Source organism: Gammaproteobacteria bacterium (genome assembly GCA_037388465.1).
In the GTDB taxonomy this organism is placed as follows: Bacteria; Pseudomonadota; Gammaproteobacteria; order SpSt-1174; family SpSt-1174; genus JARRKE01.
Genome location: JARRKE010000007.1, coordinates 1 through 13,667 on the forward strand (window position 1 = coordinate 1; position 13,667 = coordinate 13,667).

Consider the following 13,667-nt stretch of genomic DNA (forward strand, 5'->3'; position numbering starts at 1 on the left):
GCGAAGAAGGCGATCGAAATGAATTCGCGCTGCTTTTCCTTGCGGAGTTCTTCGCGCCAGGGAAGGAGGTTGATATGCGCCATGTCAGGTAAAGCTCCTCAGTGCCAGGCCGCATGCGATCAGCAGGGACGGCGCATCGTTGCTCAGGCGCTGCGGAGTCACGCGTGAGGCATGCGTCATCCGGCCAAACGGATTGGCGATAGTGGTCTGAGTCCCGATGCGTTCTTCGATCAGTTCGTCGATGCCGGGGATCGCGGCACAGCCGCCTGCCAGGACGATCTGGTCGACGGCGGAATACTGGCTGGCAGCAAAATAGAACTGCAGAAAACGGTGTACCTGCTGGGCCATCGTCTCCTTGAAAGGTTCCAGAACCTCGGGGCCGTAGTTGTCGGGAAGTCCGCCTTCCTTTTTGGCCAGGCCGGCCTCCTCGTAGGACAGACCGTAGCGGCGCATGATTTCCTCGGTGAGCTGCTTGCCCCCGAAGGGTTGTTCGCGGGTGTAGCTGAGCTTGCCGTCCTCGATGACGTTGATGCTTGTCATGGTTGCGCCGACGTCCACGATGGCGAAGATCTTCTTTTCCTCGCCCGTGACTTCACCGTCGATGAGCGGGAAGGTGTTTTCGATGGTGTAGGCCTCGATGTCCACCACCTTCGGGGTCAGGCCGGCGTATTGGGCGGCGGAGACCCGCATTTCGACGTTTTCGCTGCGCGAGGCGGCAAGCAGCACATCGACCGTCTCCGGGTTGTTGGGGGTCGGGCCGATGACCTCGAAGTCGAGGTTCACCTCTTCGAGGGAATAGGGGATATACTGATCAGCCTCCAGCCGGATCTGGCCTTCCATGTCCATATCATTGAGACCGGCCGGCATGGTAATAACCTTGGTGATGACGGCCGAGGAGGGCACTGCGAGGGCGCATTCCTTGGTCCGGGTGCCCGCCTTTTTGACGGCCTTGCGCAGGGTTTCGCCGACAGCTTCGACTTCGGCGATGTTCTTTTCCACCACGGCGTTCGAGGGCAATGGCTCGACACTGTAGGCCTCGACCCGATAACGGCCACCAGCCTGCTGGCCCAGTTCGACCAGCTTTACGGACGTAGAGCTGATGTCGATCCCGAGCAGGGGCTGCTTTTTCTTTTGCAGAAACGGAAGCACGAATTTCCCCTTGTTATGGCTGGTGGTTAGCGAATATTAGGTATAATTTCCGTGAAATAGTAGCCCCAACCCCATAGAAAATCTAGCAGAATCTGAAACGGCTGTCTTCCCTTTCGGAACTCTCGACTCACGGTGCTGTCATCCGCCAACTGGGATGGCGGCTTCTGGCTCATAGATGAACCGCATGAAACGATCCACACGAATTATTCTCTGGCTGTTCGGCATCTTCGCCGGCATGGGCGTCATCGGCGCTGCGGGACTGCTCGCAGCCTACATTATTCTGGCGCCCGGACTCCCTTCCGTGCAGGCGTTGAAGGATGTCCAGTTGCAGGTGCCGTTACGAATTTATACCGCGGACGGCAAGCTCATGGCGGAGTACGGGGAAAAGCGCCGTAGCCCGCTTCCCCTGGACAAGATTCCGCCGCGTCTGCAGCATGCCTTTATCGCCGCGGAGGACGCCCGCTTTTACGTGCATTCCGGGGTGGATTTCCAGGGCATGGCGCGCGCCGTCATTCATCTGGTGCTGACCGGCACCAAATCCCAGGGGGCCAGCACCATCACCATGCAGGTGGCCCGCAACTTCTTCCTCAGCAGTCGCAAGACCTATACGCGCAAGATGCGTGAGGTATTCCTGGCCTGGAAGATCGAAAAGGAGCTCACCAAGGGGCAGATCCTCGAGCTTTATCTGAACAAGATCTACCTGGGCAATCGTGCCTATGGCGTGGGTGCGGCCGCCCACGTGTATTACGGCGTGAATGTCCAGGACCTGAATTTGGCCCAGATGGCCATGATCGCCGGCCTTCCCAAGGCCCCTTCACGCTACAACCCGGTTATCAACCCGGAACGGGCCAAGGAACGCCGCAATTACGTGCTGGGCCGGATGCTCGCCCTGGGCTATATCACCCAGCCCCAGTATGACCAGGCGGTAGCGGCGGCGGTCACGGCTCAGCTGCACGATCCCATCGTCGAGGCGCCGGCGCCGTATGTCGGCGAGATGGTGCGGGCCGACATGGTGCAGCGATATGGCGACCGGGCCTATACGGACGGCTTCAAGGTCTACACCACGCTCAAGTCCGATCTGCAGGCCGATGCGGTCAAGGCATTGCGCGATGACCTCATGGATTACGACATGCGGCACGGCTATCGGGGACCTATCGAGCATATCGACCTCGGTGACCCGGTGGACCAGGTTCGGCTGGACGAGCTGCTGCGCAAGTACTCCGTAGTGGGTGGCCTGATGGCGGGGGTGGTTACCAAGGTGGATGCCGATCATGCCGAGGTCTATCTGGGTGAAAACCGGACCGTTACGCTGACCATGGACGGGGTGGCGTGGGCGCGCCCCTACATCGACGTGAACCATCAGGGTCCCGAGCCCAAGAAGGTCACCGACGTGCTCAAGGCGGGGGACGTGATCAGGGTCATGCGCATCAAGCGCGATCCAGCGCAACAGAAAAACACGGATCAGCAGGACAAATCCGCCGACGGTAAGGAAGCGGATGCGTACGAATGGGTGCTGCGCGAGGTCCCCGATGTGTCCGGCGCCCTGGTCTCCCTGCGCCCGGTGGATGGCGCCGTGCAGGCCTTGGTCGGCGGCTTCGATTTCTATCACAGCAAGTTCAACCGGGCCCTGCAGGCCGAGCGCCAGCCGGGTTCGAATTTCAAGCCATTTATATATTCGGCAGCTCTGGCCAAGGGATATACCCCCGCGAGCATCATCAATGATGCGCCGGTGGTGTTCCAGGACAAGAGCCTGGAGGAGACCTGGCGCCCGGAAAACTACAGCGGCCACTTCTTCGGCCCGACCCGTCTGCGTGTCGGGCTGGTCCATTCGCGCAATCTGGTCTCGATCCGACTGTTGCGTGCCATTGGCGTGGATTACGCACATGACTATGTGAGCCGCTTCGGGTTCGACATGTCCCACCTTCCCAAGGACCTTTCCCTGGCCCTGGGCAGCGGGACGGTTACGCCCTACCGTCTGGCCAGTGCATACGCGATATTTGCCAATGGCGGCTATCGGGTGATGCCCTATTACATCGACAAGATCATGAACGGCGACGGCGACGTCGTATTCCAGGCGAATCCCCCGGAAGCCTGCGACCCGCCCTGTGCCGCGCAAAACGCCGCGCGTCAGGCCGACTGGGAGAAGACGCATGCCGGTGCGGCGCAGACCGCCGATCAGGGCGGTGATGCGCCGTCCGGTCAGGCGAAACCGGTTGCCGAGGGCCAGGGGCAGAACCCGCTGCCTCAGACCGAGATTTCCAACAGTGGCATGGTCGAACGTGCCGTGGGTCCTCAACCGGTCAAACCGGCTGCGCGTGTCTTACAGGCCACGGTCTGCTATCAGATCGTCAGCATGATGCAGGATGTCATCAAGCAGGGAACGGGGCGCCGGGCACTGGTGCTGCATCGTACTGACCTGTCCGGCAAGACCGGGACCACCAATGACCAGAAGGATGCCTGGTTCAGCGGTTATAACAAGGATCTTGTCACGACCGTCTGGGTCGGCTTCGACAAGCTGGCCCCGCTGGGCAACCGGGAAACCGGTGCGCACGCCGCCCTGCCGATGTGGATCGAATACATGGGTGCCGCGCTCAAGGGCAAGCCCGAGAATGCGATGAAGCAGCCGGACGGCATGGTGACCGTGAAGATCGATCCGGAAACCGGTTTGCTGGCCAACTCCGACGACAAGCACGCCATTTTCGAGACCTTCCGCGCGAATCTCGCGCCCACCAAGTACGCGTACCGCGGAGCGGAAAAGGGCGAGGAGGGGCAGACCGACCAGGTCAAGCGCTCGGATATTCCCGAGCAGCTTTTTTGAACTCGGCCATGCCGGCCGGCACCGTACGGCCGGCGTGGCGGCAATAGCCGTGACCTGTCCGTTCGGGTCGCGGTCTTGTGGCAATATTCGATCATGAAACGCATCGACGCCCGCCAGCGCGCGCTATTGGTCGAGGAAGCGGCGCGCATCCTCGTGGAAGAGGAAAGCGGCGATTTCGCCAGCGCCAAGCGCAAGGCGGCGTCGCGTCTGGGATTTCCTGCCGGCCGAAACCTGCCCAGCAACAGCGAAATCGAGGCCGCCATGATGCAGCGGCAGCGGCTGTTTCAAGGCCAGGCGCATGAGGCCCTGCAGACCCGGCTGCGCCAGGCCGCACTGCGCGCCATGCGGTTGTTCGACAGCTTCAATCCCCGGCTGGTCGGTTCCGTGCTCAAGGGCACGGCGACACCGCATTCCGATGTGAACCTGCATTTGTTCAGCGACAGTCATGAGGCGGTGTTGATTTCGCTGATGGAGCGGGGAATTCCCTATCAAACCGGCGAGCGCCGGTTTCGTCTGGGTGAGAGTCAAAGAAGCTATCCCAGCGTGAGCATTACGGCGGACGGCGTCCGCATCGAGGCGGTGATTTTCCCCTATGACGGTTTGCGGCAGGCGCCATTGTCGCCGGTGGACGGGCGGCCGATGCGCCGCGCCGCCCGGCGTGAGGTGGAGGCTCTGATCGGAGATGTGCTGACCGAATGAACGGTCAGCCGTGGAAGGGGCGGCTCAGTTCGTGTACCGCGTCCACCAGGGCCGCAACGTGCTCCGGGTCGATCTGCGGATGTATGCCGTGTCCCAGATTGAAGACATGCCCGCTGCCGTGCCCGAAATCATTCAACACCTTGCCTACCTGCTCGCGGATTCGCGCGGGCGAGGCATACAGCACAGCGGGATCCAGATTGCCCTGCAGGGCAACTTGGTCGCCCACGCGCGAACGGGCATCGCCGATATTGGTCGTCCAGTCCAGGCCCAACGCATCGCAGCCGGTCTGCGCCATGTGCTCCAGCCATTGCCCGCCGCCCTTGGTGAACAGGACGATCGGGACGCGCCGGCTGTCATGTGAGCGGGGCAGGCCTTCGACAATACGCTGCATGTAGGCCAGGGAGAATTCCCGGTAGGCCTCCGGGGTGAGGTTGCCGCCCCAGGTATCGAACACCATGACGGCCTGGGCGCCGGCCTGAATCTGGGCCGTCAGGTATGAGACGACGCTGGCGGCGATGGTTTCCAGCAGCCGATGCAGCGTGTCGGGGTCGTCGTACAGCAGGCCTTTGATACGCGCGAATTCGCGACTGGAACCGCCTTCGACCATATAGGTGGCCAGCGTCCATGGGCTGCCGGAAAAGCCGATCAGCGGTACCCGGCCATCCAATTCCTGCCGGATCAGGCGCACGGCATCGATTACGTAACCCAGTTCCTGTTCCGGGTCGGGTACGCACAGCGCCTCGATCTCCTTGCGCGTACGCACGGGATGCTCGAACCGCGGGCCTTCGCCCTCGGCAAAGTACAGGCCGAGGCCCATGGCGTCTGGGATGGTGAGGATGTCCGAGAACAGGATGGCGGCATCCAGCGGGAAGCGCTCCAGCGGCTGCAGCGTGACCTCGCAGGCCAGCTCCGGTGTCTTGCACAGATTCAGGAAGCTTCCGGCCCGGGCGCGGGTGGCCCGATATTCGGGCAGGTAGCGTCCGGCCTGTCGCATGATCCACACGGGGGTACGGTCGACCGGTTCGCGCAGCAGGGCGCGCAGAAACCGATCGTTCCGGAGTTCACTCATGGCGCGGGGTGGGGATCAGACGCCGAGGTGGTTCAGGATGCCTTCGGCGGCCTGGCGGCCTTCGAACACGGCGGTCACCACCAGATCGGAGCCGCGCACCATGTCGCCGCCGGCGAACACCTTGGGATTAGTCGACTGATAGCTGGCATCCTTGTTCGGCGCAGCCTTGATGCGGCCGTCGGGGTGGGTGTCGATATCGAACTCGGCAAGCCAGGCGGCCGGGCTGGGACGAAAACCGAAGGCGATGACCACCCGGTCGGCCGGGATGATTTCCTCCGAACCGGGAACCGGCTCGGGGCGTCGGCGGCCGCGCTCGTCGGGCTCGCCCAATTGGGTGGTGATGACCTTGACGCCCTCCACGCGGCCGTCGCCGACGATCTCCACGGGCTGGCGGTTGAAGAGGAACTTCACGCCTTCTTCCTTGGCGTTGGCGACCTCGCGGCGCGATCCGGGCATGTTTTCTTCGTCGCGGCGATAGGCGCAGGTGACGCTCGCGGCATGCTGGCGAATGGCGGTGCGGTTGCAGTCCATCGCGGTGTCGCCGCCACCCAGGACCACCACGCGCTGACCGCGCATGTCGATGAAGTCTTCCGGATGGGCTTCAAGGCCCAGCAGGCGGTCTATGTTGGAAATGAGGTACGGCAGCGCCTCGTGCACGCCGGGCAGATCCTCGCCCGGGAAGCCGCCTTTCATATAGGTATAGGTGCCCATGCCGAGGAAGACGGCATCGTATTCGTCCAGCAGCTGCTGGAAGGGCAGGTCGGTACCAATGTCGGTGCCGAGCACGAATTCGACCCCCATCTCCTCCATCAGCTCACGGCGCCGCTTGATGACCTCTTTTTCCAGCTTGAACGGCGGGATGCCGAAGGTCAGCAGGCCGCCGATTTCCTGGTAGCGGTCGTAGACCACGGGTTTGACGCCGTTGCGCACCAGGACGTCGGCGCAACCGAGACCGGCCGGTCCGGCACCCACGATGGCTACGCGCTTGCCGGTGTCGGTCACCTGCGAGAGGTCGGGGCGCCAGCCCTGCTTGAGGGCCTCGTCGGTAATGTATTTCTCGATGGAGCCGATGGTGACCGCGCCAAAGCCGTCGTTCAGCGTGCAGGCGCCTTCGCAGAGGCGGTCCTGCGGGCAGACCCGGCCGCAGACCTCGGGCAGGGAGTTGGTCTTGTGGGAGAGTTCGGCGGCTTCAAACAGATTGCCTTCGGCGATCAGCTTGAGCCAGTTGGGGATGTAGTTGTGTACCGGGCACTTCCATTCGCAGTACGGATTGCCGCAGGCGAGGCAGCGTCCCGCCTGATGCGCGGCGGTCTGGGGATCGAATTGTCCGTATATTTCCCGAAACTGGACAACGCGCTCCTCAACCCGGGTCTTGGCCGGATCTTGGCGCGGAATCTCCAGAAACTGCATAGGGTTGGCCATGATCGGCACCTGTTCGCTCAGTTACAGACAAAACACCCACATGGCTGAACGATGCGGGTGCGACCTACGCAAACGACTATTATTTTCTTCAGGATGCGCCCGCCTTCGGCGGTGTTGCAACCCCGCCACCTGTGCGGGCTTGCCGGCGCGAACGCTAGCTCGACAGGCGCTGTTTGATCCTGCCGCCGAGGGCGCCCATGTCCGCCCGCCCCTGAATCTTGGGCTTGAGGTAGCCCATGACCTTGCCCATGTCCTTGACGGACGCGGCACCGGTCGCCTCCAGGGCCTCGGCAATCAGGGTATCGAGCTCGGCGTCGGTGAGCGGTTCCGGCATGTAGCCCAGAATCACGTCCAGTTCGGACCGCTCCTTGGCCGCCAGGTCCTCACGGCCGGCCTGCTCGAACTGCGCGATGGATTCCCTGCGCTGCTTGGTCATCTTGTCCAGGACCTGCAGCACCTGGGTGTCGTCCAGGGTCTCGCGCGTATCGACTTCGACCTGTTTAATGGCTGAGAGGATGAGGCGGATGGTGTTGAGGCGCTCCTGCTCGCGGGCGCGCATCGCAGCCTTCATATCCTCGGTGATGCGCCCCTTCAGGTCAGAGGCTGCGTCAGCCATGGTCAGTACAGTCGGGTACGACGGGCCTGTTCGCGGCTGACGCGCTTCATGGTGCGCTTCACGGCGGCTGCGGCCTTGCGCTTACGGGCCTCGGTGGGCTTTTCGTAGAATTCGCGACGACGCACTTCGGTCAGAATACCGGCCTTCTCGCAGCTGCGCTTGAAGCGACGCAGGGCGATCTCGAAGGGCTCGTTTTCCTTCACTTTAACGCTGGGCATAAGTGATCACTTGCTCCGTAAAAAAACGACCGCCCAGAGGGCGGGTGCAAAAAGGACTGCAAATTATATAGACGCGCACCGAAAATGCAAAAAATACTGCGCCCTGAATGGAAACCGGCAGGCCTGCGGCCCGGAAGGGCGTGCGGACAAAGACGGGGCGGGTCCGGCGCGGTAAAGTGTGATGACTGATCTATTTCCAGGATATATGGCATGCGGGTGTTGGGAATCGAGACCTCCTGTGACGAAACGGGGGTGGCGGTGTATGACAGCGAGCAGGGGCTGTTGGCCCAGGCCCTGTTCAGTCAGATCGCGTTGCACGCCGAGTACGGCGGCGTCGTGCCGGAGCTGGCCTCGCGCGATCACGTACGCAAGCTGATTCCGTTGATCCGCCAGGTGCTGGCGGACGGCCGCCTGGATCTGGCGAGTCTGGACGGGGTGGCCTATACCGCGGGGCCGGGACTGATGGGTGCCTTGCTGGTGGGAGCGGCCGTGGGACGGTCCCTGGCCTGGGGGCTCGGGGTACCTGCACTCGGCGTGCATCATATGGAGGGTCATTTGCTGGCGCCGATGCTGGAGGCCGAGGCGCCGCCGTTCCCGTTTCTCGCCCTGCTGGTGTCGGGCGGGCATACCCAGCTGGTGTCGGTGGAGTCGGTCGGTCGTTACCGGATTCTGGGCGAGAGCCAGGACGATGCCGCCGGCGAGGCCTTCGACAAGACGGCCAAGCTGCTCGGGCTGCCTTACCCGGGCGGTCCGGCGCTGGCCCGCCTGGCGGAACAGGGGGACCCCGCACGGTTCCGTTTCCCCCGTCCGATGACGGACCGCCCCGGTCTGGATTTCAGCTTTTCCGGCTTGAAGACCTTCACGCTGCAGACGGCGCAGGCCCATCCGGAGGCCAAGGCGGACGTGGCACGGGCGTTCGAAGAGGCGGTGGTCGATACACTCGTCATCAAGGTGCGCCGGGCGCTGCGCGAGACCGGCCTGCGCACGCTGGTGGTGGCGGGCGGAGTAGGCGCCAATCGGCGCCTGCGCGAGGCGCTGGCCGGTTTGATGGCGGACGAGGGGGGGCGCGTGTTTTACCCCCGGCCCGAGTTCTGCACCGACAACGGCGCCATGATCGCCTATGTGGGCTGTGTGCGTCTGATGCAGGGCGAGACCAGCGAGGCGCTGACAGCCCGGCCGCGCTGGCCGATGAGCGAGTTGAATCCGCCCGCCTGAAGAATCAGATCGACCAGGCCTGACAGTCGAGACCGAAGTCGGACGCCAGTGCCGCAATCGGTTCGATTGGCACGGCAAGCGCCAGGATGTGCACAGCCCGGCGCCGGCTTTCGGGCAGGCTGTCCAGCCACAGCCGGGCGAGGTCGATGGCGGCACCGCCAAAGCAGCCGGGGCGTTCCACCCTGCTGCAGATCCTCGAGGGAATCCCCCAGTCTTCCAGAAGCGGCGATGCCGCAATCGTGCCATGCGGCAGACCGGGAATCAGAATCCGGCTGGGTTGTGGGGAGAACGGCAGGGCATCGGCTGTCTGAATCAGGAACAGGCCCTGGCGGCAACGCGTGTGTTCGCGCTGGGCGAGAAAAATGGCCGGGGCCAGGCCGAGATCCCGGGTTATGACCAGCGGTATGCCGTCCTGCAATGTCAGTGGGGTATTGGCCAGTTCGGCAGGCCGGCTCGTTTCCGGCCGCCAGCTGTGGTTTGTTTGCGTGCCCAGCAGGTCGATGCGATCTTGTGCGGCATCGCTGCGCATGATGGGCCAAGGCTTTCCATCTAATTGCAGCACATGGCCGGGGCGGGCCTTCGCGGCGAGATCGGTCTCGATTTCCAGAACTCGGAAAGCCGCGCCTAAATCGGCGGCGGCACGCAGTCGTGCCCGGCTCATTCCGGAGTGGTATAGACGGACCGGCCTCCGAACAGGGTATGGCGTACACGCCCGGTGAACGACCAGCCCTGGAAGGGCGTGTTGTGTCCGCGGCTGTGCATCTGTTCCCTGTCCAGGGTCCAGTCGGCCTGAGGATCGTAAATCACCAGATCCGCGCTCATACCGACATCCAGCCGGCCTGCCTGGATGCCGAGTATCCCGGCGGGACCGGCGGTCACGCGTTGCAGCGCGGTATGCAGATCAAGTGCGCCTTCCTCGGCCAGACGCAGGGTCAGCGGCAGCAGGGTTTCGAGGGCCGACATGCCCGGGGCAGTGGCCGGGAACGGCGCGAGCTTGGCGTCCGCCTCGTGCGGCTGGTGGTCGGAGCAGATGGCGCCCAGTACCCCATCGGCCACACCCTGGCGCAGGGCTTCCAGGTCACGCTGAGTGCGCAGCGGCGGAATGACGTGGCACAGGCTGTTGAAATCCGCCAGATCCATCTCGGTCAGGAACAATTGATGCGCCGCCACGTCCGCGCTGACCGGCAGACCTTCTGCCTGGGCTCGTGCCACCAGGGCAACACCGCGCGCCGTGGACAGGCGGCAGAAATGAACGTGTGCACCGGTTTCTTCCACCAGGGCCAGCAACTGGCCCAATGCCGCGGTTTCGGCTGCGGCGGGAATGGCCGGCAGGCCGAGCCGGGTGGCCACCGCGCCTTCGTGTGCGCAGCCGCCGTTGGCCAGCCACGGGTCGATCGGGTGAATGTGAACGGTCAGGTCCAGGCCGGTCGCGTATTCCAGGGCCCGGCGCAGCACCAGGGTATTGGTAATCGGTATGAGGCCGTTACTGACGCCGTTCAGTCCGGCTGCCTTGAGGGCGCCGAGTTCGCTGAGTTGTTCGCCGGCCAGGTCGCGGGTAATGCTGCCCAATGGCACCACGCGGGCGTTGCCCGACTGGCGGGCGAGGCGCTGGATCAGGTTGATCTCGGCGGGCGTATCGATCGGGGGATCGGTATCGGGTGGGCAGCACAGGGTGGTGATGCCGCCGCTGGCCGCGGCCAGGGTTTCGCTGCTGATCGTGCCCTTGTGTTCCTGCCCGGGCTCGCGCAGGCGGGCGGCCAGATCGACCAGTCCCGGGAACACCCAGAGGCCCTGCGCATCGATGGTTTCTTCCGCCTCGAAGCCGGCGGGCGGCGTATCGATTGCGATGATGCGCCCCTCGTCGATAAAGAGGTCGCCGGTTCGGTCGAGTTTGGTTGACGGATCGAGCAGGCGGCCCTGACGGATATGCATTCTCATGCGGAGGCCTCCGTCACGCGGGCACCCATACACATGGACATGACGGCCATGCGGACGGCGATGCCGTAGGTTACCTGGCTCAGAATGACCGACTGGGGTCCGTCCGCGACCTGGGAGTCGATCTCCACGCCGCGGTTGGCCGGGCCGGGGTGCATGACGATGGCGTCGGGCTGGGCGCGGCGCAGCCGCTCCGGCGTCAGGCCGTAGCGCTGGAAGTATTCGTGTTCGCTGGGCAGGAAGGCACCGGCCATGCGCTCCTTCTGCAGCCTGAGCATGATGACCACATCCACGCCCTCAAGGCCGGCATGAATGTCATGGAAGATGTGGACGCCGAGGTTTTCGCCGTCGGCCGGGAGCAGGGTGCGTGGACCGATGACGCGTATCTCTCCCGTGTTGAGTAGGTTCAGGGCGTGGATCTGTGAGCGGGCGACCCGTGAATGCAGCACATCACCGACGATGGCGACCTTGAGTTTGGTGAAATCCTTTTTGTGGCGGCGGATGGTGAACATGTCCAGCAACGCCTGGGTGGGATGGGCATGGCTGCCGTCGCCGGCGTTGAGCACGCTGACGTGCGGGGCGGCATGGCGGGCGATGAAGTGCGCGGCTCCGCTCTGGGCGTGACGCACGATGAACATGTCCGTGTCCATGGCCTCAAGGTTGTGCAGCGTGTCGAGCAGGCTTTCACCCTTGGTGGTGGCGGAGGTGCTGATGTTGAGGTTGAGCACGTCGGCGGAAAGCCGCTTGGCCGCCAGTTCGAAGGTGGTGCGGGTGCGCGTGCTGGGCTCGAAAAACAGATTCATGACCGTTTTGCCGCGCAGCAAGGGAAGCTTCTTGACCCCCTGGTCGTGCATGGCGGCGAAGGATTCGGCGGTATCGAGGATCTCGTTGACGAGGTTGCGGCTCAGTCCTTCGATGGTGAGCAGGTGGCGCAGCCGCCCTTCTTCGGTGAGTTGCATTCGGTTTGCGAGGGGGCCTGGCTGGGGTGGTTTGCGGCTCATGCAGGTTCGCCGATGGTCACGATATTGAAGGTCAGCGGGTCCGGGCCTTCCAGTTCCACGCGTTCGTCGCTGGACAGGCTGAGTTGGCGGCCGACGACCTGTGCCTCGATGGGGAGTTCGCGGCCCTCGTTGCGGCTGATCAGCACCGCCAGGGTGACGGAGGCGGGACGCCCGAAGTCGAAGATCTCGTTCAATGCGGCGCGGATGGTGCGGCCGGTGTAAAGCACGTCGTCCACCAGGATGAGGTGCCGATCCTCCACCCCGAACGGAAGATGGGAGGGCGAGACGCGCGGGTGCATCCCGATTCTGGAAAAGTCGTCCCGGTAGAAACTGATATTCAGTTCGCCCAGCGGCGTGTCGAGGCCGAGGCGCTCGTGCAGCGCCTGTGCGATCCATACCCCGCCCCGCTGGATACCGATCATGGCCGCATCCCGGATGCGGTCGCCGAATTGGTCGCGCAGGTCCTGCGCCATCGCATCGAGCAGCGGATTCAGGTCTTCACTCATGGTTGATCGGCCATCCAGGTTTCGAGGATCAGCGCGGCGGAGAGTGTATCAATTTCTTCGCGCGCAATGCGTCGCTTTCTGCCGGCGCGGCGTGCGGCGGTCAGGTCGGCTTCGGCCTCGGCGGAGGTGAGCGTCTCGTTGACCGTGTATACGGGCAGCCCGAAACGGCGTTCCAGCTCGGCGCAAAAGGCGTGGATCTCTTTGTGCAGCGGGTGGCGGCCGCCGTGTGTCCGTTCCGGCAGGCCGACGACCAGGGCGTTCGGGTGCCATTCCCTGACTAGCTGCTCAATGGCCTCCCAATCGGGTTTGCCGGCGGAGCTGGTCAGGGTGGTGAGCGGTGTGGCGCTGCCGGTGAGCGGTTGACCGACCGCGACCCCGGTGCGCCGCCGTCCATAGTCGAAGCCCAGCAGGATGCCCTGGGATCTTGCCGCCTCAGGCATGTCCTGCGTCACCGGACAACAGGCTGAGGTCGACGCCGAGTTTGGTCGCTGCGGCCTGCCAGCGGTGTTGTGGAGGAAGATCGAACAGGATGTGAGGGTCCGCCGGGCAGGTGAGCCAGGCGTTGGAGGCGAGTTCGTGTTCGAGTTGGCCGGCGGCCCAGCCGGCATAACCGAGTGCGATCAGCGTATGACTGGGGCCTTCGCCCGCCGCCAGCGCCTGCAGAATATCGGCCGAGGTGGTCAGGGCGAGGTTTTCGGTGATCTGCAGGGTGGATTCCCAGTTGCCTGTCGGCTGGTGCAGTACGAAGCCCCGTTCGGGCTGGACGGGGCCGCCGGAATAAACCGGTAGACCGCGCACGGCGTCGTCCTCGCAAGGCAGATCGAGCTGTTCGCAAAGATCGCCGAGCTGCATGTCCAGCGGGTGATTGATGACCAGCCCCAGGGCGCCCTGTTCGCTATGTTCGCAGATGAACGAAACGCTGCGGACAAAGTTCGGGTCCGCCAGGCTGGGCATGGCGATGAGGAATTGGTTGCTCAGGGATGTCAGGTCGCCCATGTGCGGAGTTTAGCAGTCCGGAT

Annotated in this window: 14 protein-coding genes; 3 read left to right on the forward strand and 11 right to left on the reverse strand. The window is 63.8% G+C overall.

Going from position 1 to position 13,667, the window contains the following annotated elements; genetic code table 11:
* Positions 1–84: 84 nt before the first annotated feature.
* A complete protein-coding gene (locus P8Y64_02515) occupies positions 85–1,149 on the reverse strand; it encodes a pilus assembly protein PilM (GenBank protein MEJ2059348.1) in 1,065 nt (354 codons plus the stop codon).
* Between the two features lie 184 nt (positions 1,150–1,333).
* On the opposite strand from P8Y64_02515, the gene P8Y64_02520 reads away from it, so the two are divergent.
* Together P8Y64_02520 and P8Y64_02525 are read left to right on the forward strand one after the other, a co-directional pair.
* The gene (locus P8Y64_02520; protein ID MEJ2059349.1) at positions 1,334–3,967 is read left to right on the forward strand and encodes a penicillin-binding protein 1A; all 2,634 of its coding nucleotides are present in this window, start codon (positions 1,334–1,336) and stop codon (positions 3,965–3,967) included.
* 93 nt (positions 3,968–4,060) lie between these two features.
* A complete protein-coding gene (locus P8Y64_02525) occupies positions 4,061–4,666 on the forward strand; it encodes a hypothetical protein (GenBank protein ID MEJ2059350.1) in 606 nt (201 codons plus the stop codon).
* Between the two features lie 4 nt (positions 4,667–4,670).
* On the opposite strand, the gene hemE is transcribed toward P8Y64_02525, so the two are convergent.
* The 4 genes from hemE to rpsU form a co-directional block, all read right to left on the reverse strand.
* On the reverse strand, positions 4,671–5,735 hold the full coding sequence (gene hemE, locus P8Y64_02530) for a uroporphyrinogen decarboxylase (GenBank protein ID MEJ2059351.1): 1,065 nt from the start codon (positions 5,733–5,735) through the stop codon (positions 4,671–4,673).
* Between the two features lie 15 nt (positions 5,736–5,750).
* Positions 5,751–7,160 (reverse strand): FAD-dependent oxidoreductase, encoded by a 1,410-nt coding sequence (locus P8Y64_02535; GenBank protein MEJ2059352.1) that lies wholly within the window; start codon positions 7,158–7,160, stop codon positions 5,751–5,753.
* Positions 7,161–7,311: 151 nt separating this feature from the next.
* The gene (locus P8Y64_02540) at positions 7,312–7,773 is read right to left on the reverse strand and encodes a GatB/YqeY domain-containing protein (protein ID MEJ2059353.1); all 462 of its coding nucleotides are present in this window, start codon (positions 7,771–7,773) and stop codon (positions 7,312–7,314) included.
* Positions 7,774–7,775: 2 nt separating this feature from the next.
* Positions 7,776–7,991 (reverse strand): 30S ribosomal protein S21, encoded by a 216-nt coding sequence (rpsU, locus tag P8Y64_02545; GenBank protein MEJ2059354.1) that lies wholly within the window; start codon positions 7,989–7,991, stop codon positions 7,776–7,778.
* Between the two features lie 210 nt (positions 7,992–8,201).
* On the opposite strand from rpsU, the gene tsaD reads away from it, so the two are divergent.
* Entirely contained in the window at positions 8,202–9,206 is a 1,005-nt protein-coding gene (gene tsaD / locus P8Y64_02550) for a tRNA (adenosine(37)-N6)-threonylcarbamoyltransferase complex transferase subunit TsaD (GenBank protein MEJ2059355.1), read from the forward strand.
* Positions 9,207–9,210: 4 nt separating this feature from the next.
* Here tsaD and P8Y64_02555 read toward each other — a convergent pair whose 3' ends face one another.
* Genes P8Y64_02555 through P8Y64_02580 form a run of 6 tightly spaced genes read right to left on the reverse strand, consistent with a single transcriptional unit; the run spans position 9,211 to position 13,644 of the window.
* Complete coding sequence (locus P8Y64_02555; protein ID MEJ2059356.1) at positions 9,211–9,867, reverse strand: hypothetical protein; 657 nt, start codon at positions 9,865–9,867, stop codon at positions 9,211–9,213.
* Complete coding sequence (locus P8Y64_02560; GenBank protein MEJ2059357.1) at positions 9,864–11,144, reverse strand: dihydroorotase; 1,281 nt, start codon at positions 11,142–11,144, stop codon at positions 9,864–9,866. The genes P8Y64_02555 and P8Y64_02560 overlap by 4 nt, the downstream gene beginning before the upstream one ends.
* Positions 11,141–12,142, reverse strand: coding sequence for an aspartate carbamoyltransferase catalytic subunit (locus P8Y64_02565; protein MEJ2059358.1), 1,002 nt, complete (start codon positions 12,140–12,142; stop codon positions 11,141–11,143). Before P8Y64_02565 ends, P8Y64_02560 begins: the two co-directional genes overlap by 4 nt.
* On the reverse strand, positions 12,139–12,648 hold the full coding sequence (gene pyrR / locus P8Y64_02570; protein MEJ2059359.1) for a bifunctional pyr operon transcriptional regulator/uracil phosphoribosyltransferase PyrR: 510 nt from the start codon (positions 12,646–12,648) through the stop codon (positions 12,139–12,141). The genes P8Y64_02565 and pyrR overlap by 4 nt, the downstream gene beginning before the upstream one ends.
* Entirely contained in the window at positions 12,645–13,088 is a 444-nt protein-coding gene (gene ruvX, locus P8Y64_02575; GenBank protein MEJ2059360.1) for a Holliday junction resolvase RuvX, read from the reverse strand. Before ruvX ends, pyrR begins: the two co-directional genes overlap by 4 nt.
* On the reverse strand, positions 13,081–13,644 hold the full coding sequence (locus tag P8Y64_02580) for a YqgE/AlgH family protein (protein MEJ2059361.1): 564 nt from the start codon (positions 13,642–13,644) through the stop codon (positions 13,081–13,083). The genes ruvX and P8Y64_02580 overlap by 8 nt, the downstream gene beginning before the upstream one ends.
* Positions 13,645–13,667: the final 23 nt, after the last annotated feature.